The following is a 22934-nucleotide window of genomic DNA, read 5'->3' as shown; positions in this document are numbered from 1 at the left end:
AGGGTCGAGCCCGCTGGATTTACGCTCAGTCAAGCTCGAAGACGCCGACCTTCCACCCCGTGGACAGCTCCGGGAAAAGTGACCCTAGGCCCAAGCTGGCCTTTGGGCCTTGGCACCCCGCGAATGGGGTCGGACAGCCGAAGATGAGGAAGGAATAGTCGATCTCTCCGACTGGGGCCTTGCCACTGAACGGTGCGAGCACAAAGGTGGGGGCGCCGTCGAATGCGTCCCAGCCGACGCTGGCGCCAACGACAAGTTTGCGTGGTTCGGCCGGGTCATCGGTCGGCATCACACTCAGACTGCCGATAAGTTCCAACACAAGATCACTAAGCCATCTGTGCCACCGCGGCCCCAGTTTTTTCGCCTCCTCAAGAATCTTGTCGAATTCGACGCCGGACTTCCCAAACAGTTTCTTGGTTAGGCTCCATGGACTTGGCGAGAGGGAAAGGTCGGCGTACCTGAAGGTACCCGCCCGTTGCTCTCCGGTGTCATCCCTAATCAATGTGAATTTCTGGGACCCCGAGAAGAACCACTCGGTGGACTGCCCAAGGACAATACTCCACTGGGGTGTCGGGTCGGTATTCTCGAATTTCGGGACGTGGTTGAATGCGAATAGCACTTCAGCACTTCGGTTGAGCGCCTCCTCGACCGGACCGACGTCTAGAATAGGTTCTTTCGAGCCGATTCCCTTCACGATCACTTCGCCGAGCTGATCGGTCCGCAGACGCTCCGTGAGGTATTGGGACACGGCGCGTGCCCGCGAGTCCGAGAGCTGTAGGTTGTTCAATTCATTACCGGTTCGGCTTGCCCGTCCAACGATTTCGAATATCCTCAGCGCCCGGAAGCGGGATCCAATTGCGATTAGTTCATCGAGTTGAGTATTGTGTTCCGAGCTGAGTTTGGTGCCGTTAACTTCAAAGTCGGGCAGGAGCATCCGGAATACGAGTTCATCCTCGACTTCAGCGCCATCACGCAGCACCGACGAGACCAGTTGAAGAGCCTGACGTATGCGGTCGTGGTCAAAGTCATTACCAGCAAGAACCGGACGATTTGTCGTTGTCATTGTTCTTCTCCCGTCACGACCACCTGATGAACCGCCCCGGAGGGCCGGATTAACGTGATTGGTTCCCCCTGGTTCTTCCACATTGTCTGTTGTCGGCCCCAGAACTGCTGCGCGGGGGTGCTGTCGCCAGCGCCAGTGTGGAGGCGTAGCGTCGCACCGGGTGCCAGCTCCCCCTCCGGAAAGCGGAACTTGTGCCCGGATCGATCCTGGAGTCGCCAGCCGAGTAAACCCACGGGCGCTTCTCCAGCGTTGATGACTGCCACGTGCTCGCGGACAGGGTCGAGAGGGCGCACCCCGTCAAGGTCGAGCCGTGAGTCGATCAGGTCAATTTGGATGCCCGTACCGATCTTCTCGATGGATGGCATCCACGCGAACGCCACCCGGTCCACCTTCGGCTGCCCTGGCGAGACTATGAAACACTCCACGACGTTTACTCCCGTTTTCAACCCGTCTGCACTTGTCATGGGTCGGGTCAAACGGCAATTGCCTTTTTTTCCCACTTGCAGGTGTTGCGGGGATAGCGTGAGGGGCTGGCCGTTTAACCGCACCTGGAGCCGGCGCCCCCGGCCTTCCCCGAGGAGCCGGTGATCACCGCCGGGGAGTTTAATCCGGAGAGTGACCGTGCCGTTGTGGACTGCGGGCTGTGCCGTTTTATTTTGGGGCGTGGCAAGAGGAGCCACGATTTTCGGGGTGACCGCGTTGCGGCTGACTGCGTTGCTCTTAGCTACCTCACTGGCCCGTGCGGCGTTGGCGCTGTTAAGACTGCTCTGTGCCTTACTGCGCCGTGTCCCAGCCTCGCGTTGCGTCTTGCGTTGACGGCCAGCCTTCTTGAGCTCATCGTTGAGCGGGCCGTGGCGAACTACGGTCGCCGCGACGTTGCGGGCAAGGGCATCGATGTCCGGGAACCAGTCCTTCAGACCGAGCAAATCTATGCTCTCCAGCACCTCAATTAGCTCATTGCTGATGTAGTCCGCTGCTGCTGCCACCGCCTCGTTGGCATTCCTGACACTGGCTAGGACATTGGAAAGTTCACTGGCAAGGGCGGACAGCACAACCATCGCCGGGTCAAACAACCAATTGGCCGCGAACCATGCCGTGTCGAATGCGGCGCCACCGAGACCACCGGAATTTTTGATGGCCTGGGCCCGGCCCGCAACTCGGATTGCCTCCTTGACGCGATCCCGTTGCGCCTGAGTCCGCAGGGTTCTGCGCAACTGCCTAAGGGAGTTGTCGAAGGCCAGTGTTGCATCATCGAAAGCCTTTAAGGCCTTCTGCAGCTCCCTATCGGCATTACGGACGTTCACGATGGCCTGCTTCCGTTGTCGGTCCAGCGCGTCGACGAATGCGTTGAATCGCTCCCTGTGCTCCTCCATGTTTGGCACCAGCAGGGCCGCAAAGAACTTCTCCAGCAAGGCCGCCACTCCCTGCAACCCAAGCAAGGCCTGTTCCGAAAGGGTCGTCAGCTGGAACCCGGCAACCTGGAGCACCGCCGAGGGGTCAGGGACGGTGTTGCAGTCCATGACCGAGCGAATGAAGCCAGCGACATCATCCACAACGCTGTAATCGACTGTGAGGTCGTCCACGCGCAGGGCCTTCTCCATCGCCTCGCGGCGCTTGCTGCGGCGGTTGGCCGGCTCGGCCTCCATGATGTCCGCGGTAAGGAAGAGTAGGCCCCCCAACAACTCGCGGGACGCGTTATTGAACGCGGCCTGGTTAATGAGCGGAGGGGTAAAGCTAGCCACAATGGCACGCCAGTCGGCCGCGATCACGCCGCCGCGCCCAGCGAGAACCTGCCCCGCCAGCGTCCGCACATTGGCCGCAACCGTCTCGCGCTGGTGGTCTTCAAGCACAAAACTGAGCACCAGGAGATTCCGCAGGACGACCTTGCCGGCAAGCACGCCCAACGCCGCCCGAAACTCGCTCAGGAAGGGGGTAAGATCGTCGCCCACCGATCCGTCGACAAGATTGTCCACCCGGCCAAGCACGAAAGAACGGACCCCGAGCAGACTCGGGAGGGCCGCTTCCTCCAGCCATCGGCGGGTTGTCGAGTCACGGGGTAGGGCAGCCCTGAGCTCGGGCATGAGTCGCCCCATGATTAGCTCGTCTATGGTGCGGCCAAGCAGTTCACGGAGGGCCCGATAGACCGGGGTGCCGGAGAGGTCATCGCTCCGTTCCACGGCGATGACGGTATGGATCAGATCACCGATGGACAAGTCGAGGGCCCCACCAAATTCGGTCAGCAAGGGCCTGAGTGTGAACGCTTCCCCGAGCACTTGCTCTATTCCCAGGGCGACCAGGGCGTCAATGTAGTCGGCCAGCTCCAAGTCGCCGGAGATGGCCCGGTCGAGCGCGTCCTTCCACTCGTCCCTGACCCACTCCGGAGGGGGGGGAAAGGCTAATTTTCTCCAGCTATCGCCCACCACTTGCCCTGCGCCGATGACGCGGGCACTGTACTCGCCGGAGGCATACGGGTCACGCAAGGCGATTGCAATCGAGGCCGCTGTCCAGAGAAGGGCCAACGGCCGGCGCACCACACGAGCGGTCTCACTGCCAAGGGACTCGACCAAGAGCTCGAGAAGTCGCGCAGCGAAGTCGGTGACCTCACCAATCGACAGGTTGTGCTGAGGGACGCTGTCGGCCAGCTTGTCGATGGCATCAGCCAACGACTCACGCGAGCTGGCATCCCCGGTCAGTCTTAGCTTGTAGCCCACGTCGCCCAGGAGCTGGGTCACTAGATCGAGTCCAGCGTCAACGGCACGGTCTAGCAGTAGGGTCTGCAGACGACCCATCACCGCGTCCACCACACGAGTGGCAACGGCCTCCGGCGGCCCCAGCGTTTCCAGTGCAGCATGCTGCCCCAGCTCCCAGATAATGCCTGTGGTGGCCGGCGCCAACAACTCAAACCACTCCAGCAGGAAGTGAAGCTCCTCAGGCAACTGCTGCCGGCCCAGATGGGCGATCTCCGCCGCGGCGAGCTCAGAAATGGTTAGGGCCATCCGTCGCGAATCGGCTATCTCGCAGATGAAGAAGACCTCCCCACCTCCACCCACTACCACCGAGGCCTCAGACTCAGCGGAGATCTTGAACGTAGCCGGATTATCCAATAGATTCCCGGCGAGACCAACGTTGGTTCGGGCGGAGGCAATCGCAGTGGCGCGCACACCCGCGCCTCCTTCAATCCTCACTTCGTTAAGGAATGCTGTGAACATGCCCAACGCGAAAGAATCCCCTAAGGCCGCTTCAGCTGCCCGAGCGATCCCGTTCACGTCGAGCCCCGCACTGACCTGCGCGGAAGCAGCGACGCTGGCCTCAGCACCGACACCCAGGACAGCTCCGAAGTCGTTAAAAACGTCCCCAGAGAACTTAGCCCGTGCAAAAGCACCGGCCTGGGCCGATGCGTCGGCCTGTCCGCTTGCGGCAATGAGGAACAACGCGCCGAGCTTAGCTTCAGCCTCAGCCACAATCGATGCACCCAAGGAAGCGGAAATCCCATGGCACAAGCTCAGGTCAGCAACGATGTTGCTACTAACCACGCCTTTACCGCCAGCTCGCGCCCAGCCGTCCGCATCAGCCTGGCCAGAAAGCGACAAAGAAAAAATCTCACCGGACGCAGAAAGCGATACCATGGCAGGTTCCTAGTGGTAGTCGGTCCCGCAATTTTCTCCCGAGTGAGCTGGAGATGAGAGTGGCAAGGCAAGTCGCACCTATTACCGATGGCCCAAGCACCGAAGTGGACCTATGCCACCGATGTGGACCTATGCGGGGGACCTTTTATTGGTCCGTGGTGGAACGGTAGCGGGTCAAGAAGGCCCTAGGCGATACTGGTTCCTGACAGGAACCTAGTCTTGACAGCTGACCCAATCAGGATTCCTTTACTGACCCCTAGGGTCGTAATATTTGCATCAGTCACATGCCGGGGGGGCGGATTGTGGGGATGGATCTGGAATGTGTGGCGAGTTTTTTGATCCTGGCCGAAGAGGAACACTTTGGCCGTGCTGCTGCCCGGCTTCACCTGAGCTCTCCCGCCCTGACCAAGAGAATCCAACGGCTGGAACAACAAGTCGGTATTACTCTGATCGAACACCGAAACTCTGGGGGATTCACGCTCACCGCCGCGGGTCGGCGCTTTCTGCCTCAAGCGAAGATTCTCCTGCTTCAGGCACGAGTCGCTCGTTCGGCCGCTCTCGAACCTAGCGGTTCTACGATCCGACTTGGTGTGCCGGGCCGAGTCGGCGAATCCCCCGGACGAGACGAATTGAGACTGCTGGCGAACCTGCTGCACCAGAATCGACCCGAGACCCGCCTCGCGTGCATTGCCGTCCCCTATCCCCTGATGGCCGAGAGCCTGCTTCGACGATGGATCGATGTTGCTTGGACAACATCGGGGTTCGAACACACGGCATTAGAATCAACACCACTAACCATGATGTGGCGAGTTGGAGTCGTACCCGTGCAACATGGCTTCGCCGGCGCCTCGGCCTTGGACGTCGCCGACTTCGCCGGACTGCCCATGCTTCACAACCCGGAGATTCCAGCCGGAATGATGTCTCTTGGATGTCTGGGGGACTACCGACCGTTGTCGGAGGCGAAGCTCGTGCCCATACAGGCCCGACGAATCGGAGATGTCCTTCAGGGCGTCTCCCGAGGCCTCGGCGTCGCTGTCGTGCCAGCGGCGCTGCTGCCATCGATCGTCAGTGCTGGCCTCCGACCCATCCCACTTGTCGGGCTGAAGCCCTTCGAAATTCACGCCTCTCGTCGGCGCGAGGACACACGGGATGCGGTCATGGACCTAATCTGCGCCCTAGGATCTATCGCCACCCTCGCCAGTCGAACCTATACCGGACCCAAAATCAGGTGACGTCGACGATAGGAGTGTCTTCGTCGCCTTCGCGTGTGACTCTGTAGGTGATTGACGGCCGGTGGGGCTTGTCTCGCAACCACCCCATTTCATAACCAAGAAAGTGGGAGTCTCCCCGCACGCTCGACGAGACGTCTCGCATCCCATGGGTGGCAAGACAAGGACTTCAACTTGGCACCCCGGAGAACCGGGTTGAAGAGGAATGGCTTCCAAGATCAGGCGTTTTAGAAGTGGTTTCAATACTTATGGGTGCGGCATTGAGTGGTGCCGGCCTGGCTGGTGATCATGGCTGCCATGACGAGTCAGAAAGTCTCCGGGCGGCTGGTCAGTGACCAGTTGTGGGAGTTGCTGGAACCCTTGATCCCGCCACCCCCGCCGACGAAGAACGGGCGCACCGGGCGACCGCGCGTGGATGACCGGGAGGCCCTGAACGGCATCCTGTTCGTGGCCGCCAACGGCATCGCTTGGAAGAAACTGCCCGTGGAGCTGGGCTTCGGCTCCGGGACCACCTGCTGGCGCCGGCTACGGGCGTGGCAGGAGGCCGGGGTGTGGGAGAAGCTGCACCACGCCGTGCTCGAGCAGCTGGGCCAGGACGGCCAGCTCGACTGGTCGAGGGCGTGCCTGGACTCGGTCAGCGTCCGAGCCAAAAGGGGGGCGAACTGACGGGCCAACCCCACCGATCGCGGCAAGGCCGGCGCCAAGTACCACCTACTGGTCACGGCCGACGGGTTGCCGCTGGCCGTGGCGATCACCGGAGCCAACCGCCATGACTCCATGCTGGTGGAGCCGATCCTGGATGGACTGAGCCCGGTCAAGGGCAGAGGGCGGGGACGTCCACGGCGCCGTCCAGGCAAGCTGCACGCGGACAAGGCGTACGACAACCGGCGGGTGCGCCGCTACTTGCGCCGGCGTGGGATCACCGCCCGGATCGCCCGGATCGGGGTGGACTCCAGTGAGCGCCTGGGCCGGTACCGCTGGGTCGTGGAACGCACGATCTCCTGGTTGCTGGCCTTCCGTCGCCTGGCCACCCGCTACGACCGCAGCGCCACCACGATCATCGCCGTGGCCACCCTGGCCATCACAGTCATCTGCGCCCGGCGACTGCCCCGGAAGGACTATCGAAACCACTTCTAATTCGATCCATGAGCGGCGCCGGATTGCCCAGGCATATCTTGATGGGCAGTCTCTGGTGGCGAGAAGCGTGGACGGTTTCGCCGGCCGGCAAACGGTCGATCAGGTCGGATGGCAAGGCGTGGCCGTGCTGCTCTCGCTCGGGGTTGGCCTGTGGTGCCTGAGCGTGTTCATCGGCTTCGCCCAGGGCTTCAGCACCCGAGGAGTAACGGAAGGGCCACCCTGGTTCAGCTGGCTGCTGTCCATCGGGGTGTTCTGTTTGATCTGCAGCGCTGTTCTGGGCCCCTCCTGCTTTGCACGTGCCACCTGGGAGCACCCGCACCCCCACCCTTCGCCAGCAAGCGAAGACGTCGGGAGCAGCCCCTGCGCCGAAGTTCAAGCAGTGCGGCCACCACAGAGCTAATTAGGCCGTCGGACCCCCTGGGTACATTGGATTACATAGGAATTGCACCCCGTTACTGATACTCGAAAGGGGAACAGCATGGCACGTAAGCCCAGCGTCACGACGTACAACGAGGACGGCGTGTGGAAGAACAAGGTCGATGGAAACAGCCGCGCGAGCAATGTGTCGGCCACGAAGGCGGAGGCCCAGCGAACCGGGCGGCAGATGGCCGTGGACCGGAACGCCGAGCACGTCATCAAGAACAAGGACGGTCGCATCGGTGAGAAGAATTCCTACGGCAATGACCCGCATCCGCCGAAGGGCTGAAGCCGGTCATGACTGATGCCCTGCGCTTCGAGCCGAGAAAGTAGGCCCTCCCCCATGGTGATCTTTGAGCCTCAGCGTGATTTCCCCCGCGCGTACGTCGCACTGCCCGTCCGGCCCGAGGATGCGGTTCGTCCGGCCCTGAAGTGGGCCTTCGACCACAGTGAGACCCCAGCTTGGGAATCCATCGGATTGCGAGTTCCTCAGCGCAGCACAATTCGGAACGTCCCCGCGCTCCAGGAGCTGGAGAAACGCGGCGTGCGCATCAGCGCTGACCGCCACACCAGCAGCAATCAAAGCCCCAGAGGGCCGTTGATTGTGTACTGCCCCAACATGGAGTCCCTGGCCGCGGCCGAGGATCTCCGTGGCGCCTCCGCCATCGTGGCGATCTCCACGAATAACGAGTGGCTCCAGCCCTGGGTGGACGCTTACCACCCGGAACACCTGGGCGGAGACGTTATCCCTCCGGCCAACCCCACTCTCCGCGAACCCGTCGTCTGGGAGGCCCTGGAGGCCTTCACCGGCAGCATCAACAGCAGCACGGGACTGGGGCACCCCAGCGACTTCGACCTCGTGTTAGACGGACTGCAGCAACTCCGAAAGCATGGCTATGCCTTCACCGCGGACGAACTGCTGGCCGGAGCCCTGAAGTTGAACTGGCGTGGCAGCTCCGCCATGGAACTCCACCAGCTCGCCTCCGAGATACTCGCCGGCAAGAACAAGCGCTACAGGAACCGCTCCCGGGTCTCCAATCCACGCCTACTGCGCCTCTGGGAGGAAAAAGCCACGGGGAAGCGGTGACAACCAGCTGGATGACTCGGCAAAGTCGACTCGTCTATGGCGATTTCAAACTCGATCGAACTTCCAATCCCTACCGACGCCGCCGCTCGTACCCCACAGCAGGGAACGCCCACTGCCCGGAGTGTCCGTCTATACCGATGGCCCGACGCATGCGTCGGGCCATCGGTATATCAGTAAGCGATGTCTATGTGAGCGCGCCCGCCGCCTCCGAAGGCAATTGAATAACTATGGCCCTTTGTCGGTAGGGTGAGTCGGTACGTGAAAGCGCTCATTCCCATCGGTGGCAATTCGACTCCCCGAATACCTTATGGGAAAGTGAACCGATGCTGGTGTCCCAGACAGTGAGCGTATTCCGGCGGAAGACAGAACGAGATCAAGGAAAAGGTGTTGTGATGGCCCAGAGCGTAAAGATCATTCTGGAGGACGACCTCGAAGGTGGTCCTGCGGATAAAACCGTCCAGTTCGGCCTCGATGGCCGGCAGTACGAGATCGACCTCTCCACCGCTAACGCGGAGAAGCTACGCGAGGCCCTGCGCCCCTACGCCGCCGCTGGCCGGCGGGCCCAGGGCAAGCCCACCCGAACCACCGGCCCCCGCTCCTCCACTGGTGGTAACCCGAAGACGGCGAAAATCCGGGCCTGGGCGAAGGAGAACGGCCACCAGGTCTCCGACCGCGGCCGCATCCACCAGTCCGTCAAGGACGCCTACTACGCCGCCCAGTAGACCCCACTCCCCCACCCGGACACCCCTTGGGCCTGTCCGGGTGCTCCACGACAGTGGGCCCGGTGCGGGGCGGTCACTGCTGCAGCATCGCCGTGCAACGTCTCGGGGCAGGGCTCGAGCACGGTGAGCGTCACCGGGTCCCCTCCTCACGATGGCGCGGCGATGGCAGGCTGGCGGTCCCTGCCCAGTACGGAGCTGCCGGGACGCCCCGCGTCCAGCCTGGACAGCGCTGGTCGTCCCTTTGGCCCCCGGGAACAGGCCTCGCTGGGGGTTGGCCCTGGCAGCTTTCGGACCGAGCGCGGGCACCCGGGTCGTTCGAGGACCCACGGGACCACCCACCCCATCCCGCCGCCTGTCACCAGCAGAAGGAACCCGGCTCACCACCAGTGGTGAGCCGGGTTCCTTCCTCGCCGACCATGGGAAAGCCGCCCGCGGCCGGCACCCCTCCCCTATCGGGGGCCGGTTCTATCGGTTGAGCTGTTGGGCGTAGGCGCGCACCGCGTTCTCGATCACCGCACGGGCGGTGCCGTCGTGCTCGGTGAGCTCCTCGATCAAATCGGAGACATCCTGGGCCACCCGCACCCCGAGCTGGATCGTGGGTTCCCGGCGCGGCCGACCCCGGCCCCGCTTGGGTGCGGCCGCCGGGGGCTCCGCCGCCGGGGCCGCTGGCACCGGCGGGGACGACACCACCGGTGTCGCGGGCTGGGGTGAGGTAGCGCGTGGGGGTGTGTAGTCGACCGGGTCGACGTGCTCATCCGGAGCCGGGCGGGGCCGGCGGCGGGCCAGCGAGGCGGGGCGCTCGGGCTTGTCGGTCATCGCAGCACCTTCTTCGCGATCGCGGTGTAGGCATCCAGGACCCGGGAGCCCTTGCGGTACTGGCCGTACCACTCCCCCGAAATCCGCACCTCCTGGACAATGGCCCGGTCCGGGATCAACGGATCCAAGAACAACCCGCTGGCCCGGAGCTCCTCGAGATTGGCCACCGCCGCCCGACTCATGATGGTCTCCTTCACGCCACCCACCACGATGCCCGCCTCCGTAAGAGAGTCCGGGGCACCCAGCTGCTGGCGGTGCCGGCGGAACTGGGCGCCCTGGTTGTAGGCCGAATGCAGCTCGGCTAAGTCATCCATGTCCATCTGAACCTGGAGGCGCCGGCGGGTGCCCGTGGCAGAGGTCTTCTTTTTCTCGATCTTCTGATTTTCGGAAGCGGGCACAGTTTTGTGCGGTACAGCAGGCGCCGGGGTCGCAGGCGCGGGTGCTGCGGCTGTGGGCGGAGCCGTGGTGTCGGCCACGGAGGGAGCGACGGCGTCCTGTCCGGTGAGGTAGGTGGGACTTCCGGCGGCGGCCTGCGGCGGTCATGCTGGGGGTCGTTCCTTTCGTGCCGGCCCGGGTCACCGGCGAGTGCTCTTGGCCAAGTGGCGGGTGTAGAGCCCGGCCTTCGCGTCACCTCGGCCCGGTACCGCTGCCCATTCGGCCATTGCTCCGCCCACAGGCCGAAGGATCTCGGGGATGGGGTGCTACGACTTCACCATCGACGTTCGTCGCTCGGAACAGGCCCGCGTCGACCAGCCCGTCCATGATCTTGTCGCTTGGCTAACACCGGCTGCCCTCCCCTGCCGAGCAGCCCGAGCAGTGCGAGCGCCCAGAGCCGTCGTCGTCGTCGTGCGGAGCCCACAGACGCGCGGTCCTCCGGAGACGCGACCCGGAGAACTGCCGGGTCCGCGGCCATCGTCTCAGGCGCCCCACTTCGCAAGTCGTGAGGTTCGGCGTCCACGGCGGCAGCGGACAGGACAGGAACAGAGACAGCTGTCCAGCCACGTGGTGCGCAGTCATCTCGTCAACTGCTGCATCTCCGGATACCCCCCTCGAGGAGGAGATGGAGACCTCTGCACCTCGTCGGTGATGAGCAAACCGTCCGGGTTCTTGTCCACCGAAGCCCGGGGGTCCTCCTGCGCATTGGCGCACGTCACGGTACCGTTGACCTCGGCTTCGCTGCCTTCGTGTTCTCGGCTTCGCTGCAAATTCGTCCTGGAAGGTTCCGCCGATCGGCGGAACCTCTGAGCACCAACATGTCGAGGAGGAGGGGAGATGGACAACAGCCGCGACGAAGAGATCGACCAGTGGATGTCCCAGGAGGGCATCAGGACTCATCGGCGCCGTCGCATCATTCCGTCCTCGACCGATCAGATCAGCCACGCACCCGTTGGTACCGGTCTTGACGCGATGGAGAAGGTGGCGTTCTACTTCGGGGACCGACCCGAACTGCCCGTCGTCGAAATGGGACAGATCAAGGAGCACGAAGTCACCCTCTCCTTCGGCGAGGACGTGCACCTGGACGAACCCTTCTACCCTGTCTCCGAGGAATACAGGGACCATTGGGCCATCGCCCACACCGATGCGCTCGCGCTGGCGACCGGCACCGTCTACGGGCAGCAGACCGCGGCACTGACCGCCATCGGGAACTCGATGGCCGGGGCCAAGGTGCTGATGAACACCAACCGCTGGGAAGTGCTCGGCTCTGTCGGCCTGGCCCGCTTCACCACCGCCATCATGGTCGGTCAGGTCATGGAGCAGGCCACCGAACCGTGGGCCAGGAACCAGCACCTCTGGCTGGTCGGCTACCGGGAGCTGGGCCCCAAACTGGTCAGTTTCCTCACCCCGTACCACGAGGAATCCCGTTTCCACCTCGTAGAATCGATCGAGCAGGTCACCCCGGAGGACCTGCACGGAACCTCGGCCACGATCTACGTCATGGGATCCGGCCCGGCCACCATCGAGGCGTACAACCGTATTCGATCCGGGAACGTGGGGCTGATGACCGACACTGTCGTCACCGAGCAGGCGATGTTCATCTCCGAGGACGAGGACGGCGGAGCAACCGTCGTCAATGCCGGCCCGAGCGGATTGAAGATCTGGCCCCATCTCGTCGGGGAAGGTGACAGTCTCTACGCAGCGATGGACGGCACGTGGCGAAAACGCCAGGAGGAAGCAGGATCCGCGGCGGAAGCTGCCGGGAACCTCACGGTGGGTGACTTCCTTCCCGCGGGCGACGCCGACGAGCCGGCCGGGTCGACGAGCATCAGCGTGGAGGACCTCGAAGCCATGCTGGATCGGGAGAGCGTGATACCCGATCACGAGAGTCATCTGATGGAGAACAGGCCCCCCGTGGCGCCCCTCCCGGCGCGGGAGCCCGCAACGCCGGCCCCACCGGCTCAGGAGCAGGCACCCCGGTTCACCCTCGCGCTGCTGGGCAGGCCGCAGATCTACCGCGCGGACGGTGCCAGAGCCGGCGGCAAGCCCGCTGAAACGGTGGCCTATCTGCACCTTCACGGTTCAGCCGCAGATGCCATCACGACGAGCAGAGCCCTCTGGCCGGATGAGGAGAGCGAGGGTCCCGCCGCACGCACGCGACGGACACGCACAGCGAAGAAGATCAGGGACACGCTGCCGGAGACCTTCCGCACGGAGGGCGAGTGGAGGATCGGCCGGCTTGACACCGATGTCGAGTGGATCGTTGCCACCCTGACCGGGAGCAGCGATCCTCAGCACATGATCGACGCCTGCGAGCTGGTGGACGAGCCCCTGCGGGCATGTGCGCCATGGGCAGATGAGCACCGGTCCCGCATAGCGGACGAGCTTCGCCAGATCTTGCGGGACGTCGAGAACCAGGCGCTCGCATCCGACCAGTTCGAGATCGCCGAGGCAGCGCGGCAGGCATCGTACGGGCTGCAGTGACAAAGGAATCCCCCGCAATGACAGAGAAGAACAGCCCTTTCCGGAGAAGACTGCCCACAGGGAGTTCGTCCACCGCGGATGCGCGTCGCGGATCGAGGCAGGCGCGACGGGCGCGGAGCACGACCGGCGACGGAACCGTCGTCCAGTCCGGTGCCTCGGCCGTGGGGAAGTGGCTGGTCTACGGACTCATCGTCCTCATGGGCCTGGGCTCACTGTGCGGTTTCCTGGCCTTCACCCGGCCCGCCCCGTCAGCGCAGCCGGTCGCCGACCCTGGCGTGAGCACCCAGCAGCAAGAGGCCGGCGCGTTCGCGCAGGCCTACCTGTCGGCCTGGTTGACCGCCACCAGCGATGACCACGCCGCACTCGACGAGTACAGCCCGGGAGCCGGGGCGGGAATCCAGGGCCGGAGCCCCATCAGCTACCGCGATCTGGCCGTGGCGAGCGTGGAGGATGCGCCGGGGGACATGACCACCGTGATCGTCTCCGCCTCCCTCGAGACCACCGATGACGAGGACGGGGAGGAAGTGACCTCCTGGACGCCATACTGGTATCAGGTCGCCGTGCAGGCTGACGGGGACACGCTGGCTCCTGTCGGACTGCCGACGCCGGTCTCGATGCCCGCCACGGGGTCCTCCCCCGACCTCGGCTATCCCGGCCGCGTGGTGAGCAGGGACCTGCAGGCCACAGTGGACGATTTCATGACGGCATACCTCACCGGCCAAGGAGATGTGACCAGAGTTGTTTCCCCGGAATCCACCATCACCGCCATCACCCCCGCGTACTGGACCCAGGCCACGGTGAGAACCCTGGCATCGACCGAGGAGATCACGGACTCCGACCCGGTTGATGGTCGAACGGCCGAACTGCTGGTCGACGTCGATCTCACCCGTGACGGGACCACCAAGCCCGCCCAGTACGTGCTGGGCATGACCGTCCGGGACGGGCGCTGGGAAGTCCAGTCCCTCGACTCCGCCCCGGCACTGAGCACCTGAGCACCTGAGCACCTGAGCACCTGAGCACCTGACACATCGAAGACGACCCCCGAGGAGCACCCCCCGTGTTTACGTCCGCCGCCACCGTGCACGTGGCCCAGGCCACCGCCTCGATGCAGGCCACCGGTCTTTTCGACTGGATCAACGACAAGACCGCTCAGACCCAGACGGCCATCCAGGGAATACTGATCGTGCTCGGGCTGCTCGTGGCCATCATCATCTCTTGGCGGGGCAAGAACGTCGGGTCGGTCATCATGGGGGTCGTCATCGGCGGTCTGATCGCCGCGCTGCCCGCCCTGATCATGTTCTTCGCCGGAGCGGCCCAGCAGGAGACCGCCGCCACGGGGACCGGCGCCGCCGCCGATCAGGTGGCGGCCTATGCTCAGGCCGCTGTCCTGGCCAGGGCATGAGAGCCGCACGGGAGACGTCCTCATGAGCACCCAGAACCACGTGCAGACCGGGAAGTTCTACACCGCGGCGCGCAAGTTCCAGCAGCTCATCGGTGTGACCCCCACGGGGGAGGCGATCCCCGGGGGGCCCTATACCGTGACGCAGTTCGTCGTCGGGATCATGGTCCTGGTGACCGGATTCATCACCCGTCCGATCTGGAGCCAGGGGACGATCGCCGATGTCCTGTACATCGCCGCCGCCGCCATCGGCATCACCTACGGGGTCGGCAGGCTGCCTCGCTCGCGCCGGTCGATCATCAATCTCATCAACTGCTGCATCACCCTGATGTCGCGGCCGCGGACCGGCAAGTACCGCGGCCGGGCAATTCCCAGCTCCTGGTCGAGAACCACGGCGAGACCGGCGAACAGGGTCCCGTCCGACGACACCGCGGTCAACGTGGCAACACGGGACGACCGGAATGCGCCGACAGTCCGGCAGACGCCGATCAATTGCGGGTTGGATCGGCTGACGGCCGATCTGACCACCGCGCGCTGAAGAACCGCAAGGAGCCCTCTCATGGCCGACACCGTCCGCCAGCCCGTCCGTTGGATGCGCGAAAACGTCTTCGTCACCCGCGACGGCGTGGCCTATGGGATCTGGCAGCTGAACGGGCAGGCCTACGGGCTGGGCACCATCGCGCAGAAGGAGTCCGTGCGCGCCAAGCACCAGGACCTCTTCCAGGCGCTGACCGGAGAGGTGATGCTGCTCGGGCTCGTCACTTCCAGCTCGCCCGACACCCTGATGGGAAAGCTGCTCCAGGACGTCGAGCGCCCCTCTCAGCAGTGGTTGGAGGAGTGCAGCCTGACCTACCAGGACCTGTCCGAGAACCCGTCGGGCGAGCGGCTGTACTTCCTCATCACCCCGCTCTCCTACAAGACCCCGCACGAGCTGTGGAGCAACTTCCGCCGCTCCTTCGACCTGACCGTCTCGGAGATCGCCCGGCTTCCGATCAAGCCGCCGGCGGAGCGGGCCTTCAACACCTGGAAGGCCCGCATGTCCCAGATCGAGAAGAGCATCCCGGCCACCTTCCACCCGCAGCGGGTCGGCATCACCGCGGTCCGGTGGATCACCGACCACCTGGTGAGCCGCGGTGCGGACGTGAGTCTGCCCTACGAGCACCGAGCCGTGACGGAGGTCGGGGAGTGGATCAACCCCTCCAGCTGCCTCCCGGACCCGCTGCTGGACGAGGGCGGGCTGAGCGACATGCCCGACGAGAAGCTGCCCCAGACCAAGCTGTTCAAGCGGCGCTTCCTCAAGGTCGAGACCGGTGACACCGAACCCTCCTACCAGCAGTTCTCCATCATGGGGCTCACGCCCCAGGCAGGATTCGTCTTCCCCGGCGCCGAGTTCATCAACTTCGCCGCCTCGATCTCCCACGACATCGACTTCGCCCTGCGACTGGTCATCACTCCGGCCGACAGGGTCCAGGCCAAGAACCGCAGGGCGGAGAACAATCTCAAGGACCAGTACCGGCAACGCCAGTCGGGAAGCGACTCCATCGTCGGCGGGAGCGGGGAGATCGACAAGTCGGCCCGGGCGCTCCAGGAGTACGTCACCGATCTGAGCGCCACCGATCGTGAGGTCGAGGTCGCCGCGTCGATCATCTTCTCCTCCGCCGCCCCCAGTGCGGAGATCGCCATGGACGAGATGAAGGACCTGCGCGACCTCTACACCTCCGACGAATGGACCCTCGACGTTCCCCTGGGAGGTCAGGAGAAGCTGTTCTGGGATTTCTGGCCCGGCTCGACGATCTCCTCCGTCTCCAACGAGTTCGCGCAGATCACCACGGGCCGCAACTTCTCCATGGGCGTGCCGTTGACCAACGACCTGCTGGGCATGCCCCACGGTTTCCGGTTCGCCACCAACGTGACCACCGGGCGGTTCTCTCCGCTGCTGCTCAATCTGGCCGGCCTGGCGGAGAACGACATCTCCGGCAGCATGGGGTTCCTCGGTGAGCTGGGGTCCGGCAAGTCCGTGGCGATGAAGACGGTGGCCAGCCACAGCATCGACCGCAACGCTCAGATGGTCGCGGTCGACCACTCCGACAATCAGGAGTGGGCGGCCCTGGCCCGGTCGCTGACCCGCGCCAACGTCATCGACTTCATGCGGCCCGACTGGTCGCTGGACCCCCTGCGGATCTACCACCACCCCACGCTGCGGGTGCGCGAGACCCTGAACCTCCTGACCATGATGCTCGGTGTCTCGGTCAAGGACGACGAGGGCGTGGTGCTCAACGCCGAGCTGAAGAAGCTGCTGAACAAGGATCTGGAGATCGGGTCGCTGGGTCAGCTCAGGCAGCACCTCGGCTCCAGCGCCGTCGACCAGGCCGACCGCCACGTCGCTCGCCGGATCGCACGGCTGATGGACGTGTTCGCCGACATCGACTTCGGCGCGACCTTCTTCGACCCCGCGCTGCCGCCGATGGATTTCTCCGCCCAGGCCACGGTCTTCTGCACGCACGGGATGGCGTTGCCGACCACGGACGAGCTGAACAACGCCCAGGCGCGCAAGGAGATGAGCATCGACAAGACGATGGGGCGGTCCTCCTACGCCTACCTCGCCAGCGTCGGGCGGAACATCATGTACGCCGACGATGCCCAGGAGACCCTGTTCGCCGTGGACGAGTGCCACCACATGACCGGCTCCCCCGAAGGCACCGCCACCATCAGCGAGGCGCTGAAGACCGGGCGCAAGCACAAGGGCGCCGTGGTGCTGGGCACGCACTCCGCCTCCGAACTGGGCCCGCCGCAGCTGCGCGGTCTGATTCCGCAACGAGGTGTCTTCCGCACCCGTGACACCGACATGGCCAGGCAGAACCTCATGTGGCTGGACCCCAGCTATGCCATCGAGGAGTACGTGGACCTGGTGACGAGGGACCTGTCACCGATGGACTCCTCCGGCACGGTGCCCCTGCACCGCCGCGGTGAGGGCCTGTTCCGCGACCACCTCAACCGCATCGGCAAGATCAAGGTCCTGATCCCCCAGGCCGAGAACCGTGCCAGGACGGTACTGACCAGTCCCCCCAGAGCACGGATCGAGGCACAGCCGTGAGGACGATCTCGAGCACCCCCGCCGAGGACGCCCTGCTGCACCTGTGGGTGTGGCTGAGCATCCACCGCAGGACCCGGGCGGCGCTGGCCGTGGTGTTCACCTGCCTCGTCTGCCAGCTGATCAACACCCCTCCGGCCCTCGCCGCTGAGGACGACTCGGCGTCGCAGACCTCCATCGACACCTACTGGCTGCCCCTGGCCGGCGTCACCGACACCCACGGCGTGCCCGTGGGCACGTACACCGAACTGCCCCTCGACTACGGCCAGACCATCTACGTCACCCGTCAGATCCGCGGGATCCTCATGCGCCTGGCCTGGATGATCTACACGCTGGTGGTCTACAGCATCCTCGCGCTGTGCGACTTCATCCTCTCGCTGGAGTGGGTGGACTGGATCCTCTCCCCGTTCGTCCTCCTGTCCAACACCGTGCAGGGACTGCTGACCCAGACCGGGATCGTGGGCCTGGGCATCTTCATCGCCGCCGTGGTGATCGCCTGGGGACTCATCCGGGGCAAGATGGGCGCGGCCATCGCCGAGATCGCTCTCGTCGCCCTGTTCGCCGGGCTCGTCTCCACCCCCATCGCCAACCCCAGCGAGCACATCAAGTCGTGGATCAGCACCTCCGCCGAGTACGGCACCGAGGCCGGGACGGCCACCGTGGAGGGCTCCGAGGAGGGGGCTCCGGTCTCCACCAGCCCGGTCTCCGGCCCGATCATCGACCTCACGGTGCGCAACCCTGCCCTGGTGCTCTCGTTCGGCTCCACCCTCGAAGGCGACGAGTGCGCCCGGATCTGGGACGACCAGGCCACGTCCGGCGCGGACACGGAGAAGCTGCGCAAAGCCGTGGTCGGCTGCAACGAGGAGTTGAAAGCGGCCAACGAGACCGACAACTTCGTGGTGTTCGCCTTCCTGCTGATCTTCTGGATATCGACCGGTGGGCTGATGGCCCTGATCGTCGTCTTCCTGGCCTTCCTGCTCAAGGACGTCGTGCTGGCCGGGCTCGGACTCATCAACACGGTGTTCCGGGCCCACCTGGCGGTGTTCCCGGGCGGCGGGCGCCAAGCATTCATCAATGCCGCGCTGCAGCTGCTCGTCAACGTGTTCATGGTCGGGGCCTACATCTTCCTGATCAGCCTCTACCTGTGGCTGGTCGGCAAGTTCACGGAGTCCTTCGGTGGCACCGCGATGATGATCGGCAACCTGATCTTCGGCTTCGTCCTGATCGCCATGGCCCTCACGTTCTGGAACCTCAAGCGGCAGGGCAAGTCGGTGGCCGAGAGGATCGCCCGTGCGCTGGGCAGCTCTCCGCTCAACCACGCCGCTCCGCTCCAGCCCTCCGGGTTCTCCCGCAGTGCCACACAGCTCGCCAGCTCCGGCCGGAAGACCGCAGTCCAACAGATCCGCCGCCGGTACATGGGCAAGGGACTGCAGACGGTGGCCGCCTCAGCAGCGGCTCCCGCCACCGGGGGTGCCAGCGTCGTCGCCGCGCGCGCGGCGGCTGCCGGGTGGTTCGTCGCCGGCAGCCTGTACAACGCCCACACCAATGGCGCCCTCCAGCCCGGTTCCGGGGCGTCACCGCGCACCCACACGGCTCCGGTGCGTTCTCCCCGGGAGCTCGAGGCCGGCCCCACCGGCCACGGGCAGAGCGTGCGCGACGAGAACGGGGCGATCCCGCTGGGGCACCGAGCTCCTCAGGACGCCGCCTCGCGCTCGCAGCCCGCAGAGCAGGACCACAGCGTCGCCCAAGCGCGTTCGTTGCGCACCCCCGGGCTGGTGGAGCCCGCTGCCGGAGACCGGGTGCCGGTGACAGCTCGTGCACGTCCTGCTGACGGGTCCGGCGCCACGGCGGACACGTTCTCCTCCGAGGCCGCTCAGCACCCGGCCACGGAGTCCACCCGGAAGCGCTCGACGATGCCGGCCGGCCAGTACGGCTCGGTGCGCGTGAACCGCAACGGCACGACCAACAACGTGCTGAGCGGGCAGCTCGTCAGCTCCGTTCCCGAGGGAACCAAGGTCGTCCGCGTCTGGGACATCGACGAATCCACCCCGGCCCCGAACCGCCGCCGCCGGCAGGCCGCGACGAACTCGGCCATGTACCAGGCGCAGGCCCGCTCACGGGCCAACCGTGCAGCGGAACGGGGTGCCGTCCGATGACGGCGAAGCGGACGGCGTGGGCGGCGTTCCTGGTGGCCGCGGCACTGATCGTGGCCGTGCACTTCCTCAGGACTCCGCTCCCGGCTCCGGACGCTGCGGCGGAACAGCAGCAGTCGGAAACCGCCCAGGGCTCGCAGAGTGGCGTTGCGGGCTCCGGCGACCCCACCGCGGGGTCCGAGGTGGACAGGTCCAACGGTTTCGCCCAGCCCTTCCCGGACCACGCGCAGGCCCCGGAAACGGCGGGACCCCGGCAGTACGAGCGGCAGACCATCGCGCCCTCGTCCGTCCCGGAACCGGACGAGAACGACCCGGCCGCAGTGGCCGAGGCGTTCTTGACGGTCTACAACACCCGCAGCGCCGAGACGGACACGAGCTGGCAGGAGACCGTTCGGCCGTGGTTGACCCCGGACCTCGCCCAGCAGCTTCCCAGCGTCAGCAACGGAGCGCTGGAGGGCAAGGCCCCCACCGCAGTCAGCGCCGTTGACATCAAGGGCAACGTCGAGGACTGGGGTCCTGACACGCCCCTGCGCTGGGCCCACCATGCCGACGTCACCGTGGACACCCAGGACAACGGGACGTATGTGCTGTCGTTCCGCGTCCGCTCGCAGCTCACCGACCAGGGCTGGCTGATCAACGCCGTCCCCCTCGACAGCTGGCACCGGATCGGGACATAGCGCTCCATGACCACCGAAGCATCCCGAGCACAGGACAGGGGGACGTCGCTGTGGAAGCCCCTGGTCACCATCCTCGTCATCGGCTTCTTCTTCGTCGGAAGCCTGATCGTCGTGGTGACCTTCGTGGTCAGCTCGATCGGGTACAGCAACAATTCGCAGAGCTGCGAATCAGGATCACCGGACAACCAGGCCATCGGTGCCGTTGACGACGGGCTCGGAGTGCCCGAGGAACTCCACGACGAGCAGCTCCGGAACGCCAGGATCATCGACAGGACGGCAGCCGCCCTCGGCCTGTCCGGCCAGGCATCGAGAATCGCCATCATCGCTGCGATGGGAGAATCCAGCCTGATCAACATCGACTTCGGTGACGAAGGCCAGGGGGTGACGAACCCCGACGGCTCTGCCACCACGAGCAAGGGGCTCTTCCAGCAGCAGACGAGCCAGGGGTGGGGCACCGTCGAGCAGGTCACCGATCCTGAGCACGCGACCAAGAGCTTCCTGCTCGGCCCCCGGCACGACGGCGCTTCCCGCGGTCTTGTCACCGTCTCCGGGTGGGAGACGGGAGAGATCACCCGGGTCATCCACCGGGTACAGAGGAACTCCAACGCGAATCACTACGCCGACAGCTACGGCCCGGCAGAGAAGATCATCCGAGAGGCCGGCATCGACGTCGACCGCTCGGCCGACGAGGAGGACCAAGAGGAGTGGCGCGGAACGGAAGCCCGCTCCCCGGGGGACTCCGCGGTTGCCGGCGGCGGTACCCGAGGATCTGTCGCCGACCTCGACGGGTGTTCGTCCGACGGCGGTGCTCGAGCCGGGGTGCCCGGCAGGACAGCAGACGGCAAGAACACCTATCCGTGGGACGCTGTCACTCCAGCGCCCGGAGTCTACAACGTGGACCCGGTCCGGTTCTTCTACGGTGAGTGCACCAGCTACGCCGCCTGGAAGGTGAACGAGCTCATGGGCGGCAGTCCCACCGACATCATCTTCGACAACAACTTCGGTGGTCACACGAAGGGCAACGGCGGGGAATGGAAATCGGCGTGGGAAGCATCGGGCTGGACGGTCTCCACCGTTCCCAAGGTCGATTCCGTGGCGTGGTGGGGACCCAACGGCGGTGCCGGCGTCGGCGCGGCCGGTCACGTCGGCTGGGTCGATGAGATCACGGAGGACGGCAGAGTGATCATCTCCGAGTACAACAATTCCTACTACGCACCCCCGGGCCACAAGTACAGCCGCCGCTCCGTCGCCATCGACCCTGGTCAGGTCGGCGCCTACCTGTATGTGCCGGAGAGGTAGCCCGGCCCGGGGCGATCCCCGCTGCCGAAGACAGGGTGAGGAGTGCGCACACGCTCGGGAAGGCTCGTCGAGCGCCGCCCCGGAGCCGACGTGACACGCGATGCAGAGCACGCCTTCCGGACGCGCCCGAAAAGAAATCTGGCTCACTCCGGGCATCACCATCACGAGAGTTTCTCTTTTGTGAATTCCCGACTGAACTCCGAAGCGCACCAAAGAAATCACGCCTGCCACCTCTCGCGGGAATGAGCTGCGCATCAACGATCAATGGCTCCACGGGGCTTTCCCGGCTAACAGCCGCGTGATGACACGGGGTGTCGTCACCGGGCACCCCGACCCGTGCCAGGGGCCTGCTCACCCGTCGACACGAACTGAACAGACCCCCAGGTCAAGACCACTTTTGTCCTGAGTTGAGCTTCCCCGGGGACGCCTGTCGGTGTCCCTCACCGAGCACCTCGTCCGACTGCGGAGGTGCCCTGCCGGGCAGGCGCAGAAAGCCGAGACACGCCCGTGATCAAAACGAGACTTTCCCGTTATTTTTCGGTTAGTGTTCCTTTCGTGCCGATCGCCTAACCGGTCGGCATCCCCGTGCACATCGCCGAATTCTGCCGGTGCCCGGGGCCCCCAGAAAACATCGCTCGGCAGAAGCGGGGGAACCATGAATGGTCCCTCCCCCGGGACCTAGGGGTTAAGTCGTCAGGGCCCCCACCCTGCGACCGGGTGTCTCCCACCCGCATCCGACAGCTCACCTCGCAGGCAAGAGGGAGGACATCAATCATGCCCATTTTCCGATTCCGCACGCCCCGCCACCGCGCCCAGAGCTCGTTCCGCCTCGGACGCACCGCGACCCTGGCGGTCACTGCCGGTGCCTTGGCGCTCAGCAGCGTGGCCCCGGCCCAGGCCGCCCCCGCCGCAGCCCCCCAGCAGCTCGTCAGCATCCAGTCCCAGTCCGGCAAGGCCTCGACCATCGCCACTGCGGCCAAGAACCAGCTCGGCGTGCGGCAGGACTGCACCGCCCTGGTCACCAAGGCCCTGCGCGCGGCCGGGATCAACCACCACGGGTGGCCGGCCTCCTACCTGGGCCTCGGCACCCGGGTCTCCGCCGCCCAAGCCCGGCCCGGTGACCTGGTCTACTACGCCAACGGCGGCATGGGCTTCGCCCACATCGCCGTCTACATCGGCGGCGGCAAGGCCGTCCACGGCGGCTGGAACGGCTACCGGACGGTGATCGACAGCGTCAACGTGGGTTCCGGCCCCGTCTACATCCGCGTGCGCTGACTCCACGCAGCAGAGCCGGGTGTG

Annotated in this window: 17 protein-coding genes, 1 pseudogene and 1 riboswitch; of the genes and pseudogenes, 14 read left to right on the top strand and 4 right to left on the bottom strand. The window is 65.2% G+C overall.

What is annotated here, in order from left to right; all coding sequences use genetic code 11:
- Positions 1-25: 25 nt before the first annotated feature.
- Both ACH9D3_RS12105 and ACH9D3_RS12100 read right to left on the bottom strand, forming a co-directional pair.
- Positions 26-1063 (bottom strand): OmpA family protein, encoded by a 1038-nt coding sequence (locus ACH9D3_RS12105; RefSeq protein WP_396411115.1) that lies wholly within the window; start codon positions 1061-1063, stop codon positions 26-28.
- Positions 1060-4689 carry a lamin tail domain-containing protein gene (locus ACH9D3_RS12100; protein ID WP_396411114.1) on the bottom strand — a complete coding sequence of 1210 codons (3630 nt, stop codon included), beginning with the start codon at positions 4687-4689 and terminating at the stop codon, positions 1060-1062. Before ACH9D3_RS12100 ends, ACH9D3_RS12105 begins: the two co-directional genes overlap by 4 nt.
- A gap of 308 nt (positions 4690-4997) precedes the next feature.
- On the opposite strand from ACH9D3_RS12100, the gene ACH9D3_RS12095 reads away from it, so the two are divergent.
- The 5 genes and pseudogenes from ACH9D3_RS12095 to ACH9D3_RS12075 all read left to right on the top strand — a co-directional run bounded on the left by ACH9D3_RS12095 (position 4998) and on the right by ACH9D3_RS12075 (position 9281).
- Positions 4998-5921, top strand: coding sequence for a LysR family transcriptional regulator (locus ACH9D3_RS12095; protein ID WP_396411113.1), 924 nt, complete (start codon positions 4998-5000; stop codon positions 5919-5921).
- A 285-nt stretch (positions 5922-6206) separates the two neighbouring features.
- A pseudogene (locus ACH9D3_RS12090) lies at positions 6207-7055 on the top strand (IS5 family transposase).
- A gap of 478 nt (positions 7056-7533) precedes the next feature.
- The gene (locus tag ACH9D3_RS12085; RefSeq protein WP_396411112.1) at positions 7534-7761 is read left to right on the top strand and encodes a DUF2188 domain-containing protein; all 228 of its coding nucleotides are present in this window, start codon (positions 7534-7536) and stop codon (positions 7759-7761) included.
- 54 nt (positions 7762-7815) lie between these two features.
- Positions 7816-8559 carry a hypothetical protein gene (locus ACH9D3_RS12080; RefSeq protein WP_396411111.1) on the top strand — a complete coding sequence of 248 codons (744 nt, stop codon included), beginning with the start codon at positions 7816-7818 and terminating at the stop codon, positions 8557-8559.
- 392 nt (positions 8560-8951) lie between these two features.
- Positions 8952-9281 carry an Lsr2 dimerization domain-containing protein gene (locus ACH9D3_RS12075; RefSeq protein WP_396411110.1) on the top strand — a complete coding sequence of 110 codons (330 nt, stop codon included), beginning with the start codon at positions 8952-8954 and terminating at the stop codon, positions 9279-9281.
- 465 nt (positions 9282-9746) lie between these two features.
- Here the strand turns inward: ACH9D3_RS12075 and ACH9D3_RS12070 are convergent, their stop codons facing one another.
- Together ACH9D3_RS12070 and ACH9D3_RS12065 are read right to left on the bottom strand one after the other, a co-directional pair.
- Positions 9747-10097, bottom strand: a complete 351-nt coding sequence (locus tag ACH9D3_RS12070; protein WP_396411109.1) for a hypothetical protein — start codon at positions 10095-10097, stop codon at positions 9747-9749.
- Complete coding sequence (locus ACH9D3_RS12065) at positions 10094-10411, bottom strand: hypothetical protein (RefSeq protein ID WP_396411108.1); 318 nt, start codon at positions 10409-10411, stop codon at positions 10094-10096. Before ACH9D3_RS12065 ends, ACH9D3_RS12070 begins: the two co-directional genes overlap by 4 nt.
- 958 nt (positions 10412-11369) lie before the next feature.
- On the opposite strand from ACH9D3_RS12065, the gene ACH9D3_RS12060 reads away from it, so the two are divergent.
- The 9 genes from ACH9D3_RS12060 (at position 11370) to ACH9D3_RS12020 (ending at position 22910) form a co-directional block, all read left to right on the top strand.
- A complete protein-coding gene (locus ACH9D3_RS12060) occupies positions 11370-13016 on the top strand; it encodes a hypothetical protein (RefSeq protein ID WP_396411107.1) in 1647 nt (548 codons plus the stop codon).
- 275 nt (positions 13017-13291) lie between these two features.
- Positions 13292-14008: a conjugal transfer protein gene (locus ACH9D3_RS12055; protein ID WP_396411106.1), complete on the top strand. Its 717-nt coding sequence runs from the start codon at positions 13292-13294 to the stop codon at positions 14006-14008.
- A gap of 65 nt (positions 14009-14073) precedes the next feature.
- A complete protein-coding gene (locus ACH9D3_RS12050; protein WP_396411105.1) occupies positions 14074-14418 on the top strand; it encodes a hypothetical protein in 345 nt (114 codons plus the stop codon).
- Between the two features lie 22 nt (positions 14419-14440).
- Positions 14441-14953 carry a hypothetical protein gene (locus ACH9D3_RS12045; protein WP_396411104.1) on the top strand — a complete coding sequence of 171 codons (513 nt, stop codon included), beginning with the start codon at positions 14441-14443 and terminating at the stop codon, positions 14951-14953.
- 21 nt (positions 14954-14974) lie between these two features.
- The gene (locus ACH9D3_RS12040) at positions 14975-17509 is read left to right on the top strand and encodes an ATP-binding protein (protein ID WP_396411103.1); all 2535 of its coding nucleotides are present in this window, start codon (positions 14975-14977) and stop codon (positions 17507-17509) included.
- Complete coding sequence (locus ACH9D3_RS12035; RefSeq protein WP_396411102.1) at positions 17506-19662, top strand: hypothetical protein; 2157 nt, start codon at positions 17506-17508, stop codon at positions 19660-19662. The genes ACH9D3_RS12040 and ACH9D3_RS12035 overlap by 4 nt, the downstream gene beginning before the upstream one ends.
- Positions 19659-20336, top strand: a complete 678-nt coding sequence (locus ACH9D3_RS12030) for a hypothetical protein (RefSeq protein WP_396411101.1) — start codon at positions 19659-19661, stop codon at positions 20334-20336. Before ACH9D3_RS12035 ends, ACH9D3_RS12030 begins: the two co-directional genes overlap by 4 nt.
- Positions 20337-20342: 6 nt before the next feature.
- Entirely contained in the window at positions 20343-21635 is a 1293-nt protein-coding gene (locus ACH9D3_RS12025; RefSeq protein WP_396411100.1) for a CHAP domain-containing protein, read from the top strand.
- A 583-nt stretch (positions 21636-22218) separates the two neighbouring features.
- Positions 22219-22404: riboswitch (cyclic di-AMP (ydaO/yuaA leader) on the top strand.
- Between the two features lie 5 nt (positions 22405-22409).
- Positions 22410-22910, top strand: coding sequence for an NlpC/P60 family protein (locus ACH9D3_RS12020; protein ID WP_396411099.1), 501 nt, complete (start codon positions 22410-22412; stop codon positions 22908-22910).
- The last annotated feature ends 24 nt before the right edge of the window (positions 22911-22934 follow it).

It is taken from the genome of Kocuria kalidii (genome assembly GCF_044462225.1).
Lineage (GTDB): Bacteria > Actinomycetota > Actinomycetes > Actinomycetales > Micrococcaceae > Kocuria > Kocuria kalidii.
The sequence above is the reverse complement of the archived record's forward strand: the minus strand, read 5'-3'. Positions and strand labels throughout refer to the sequence as shown.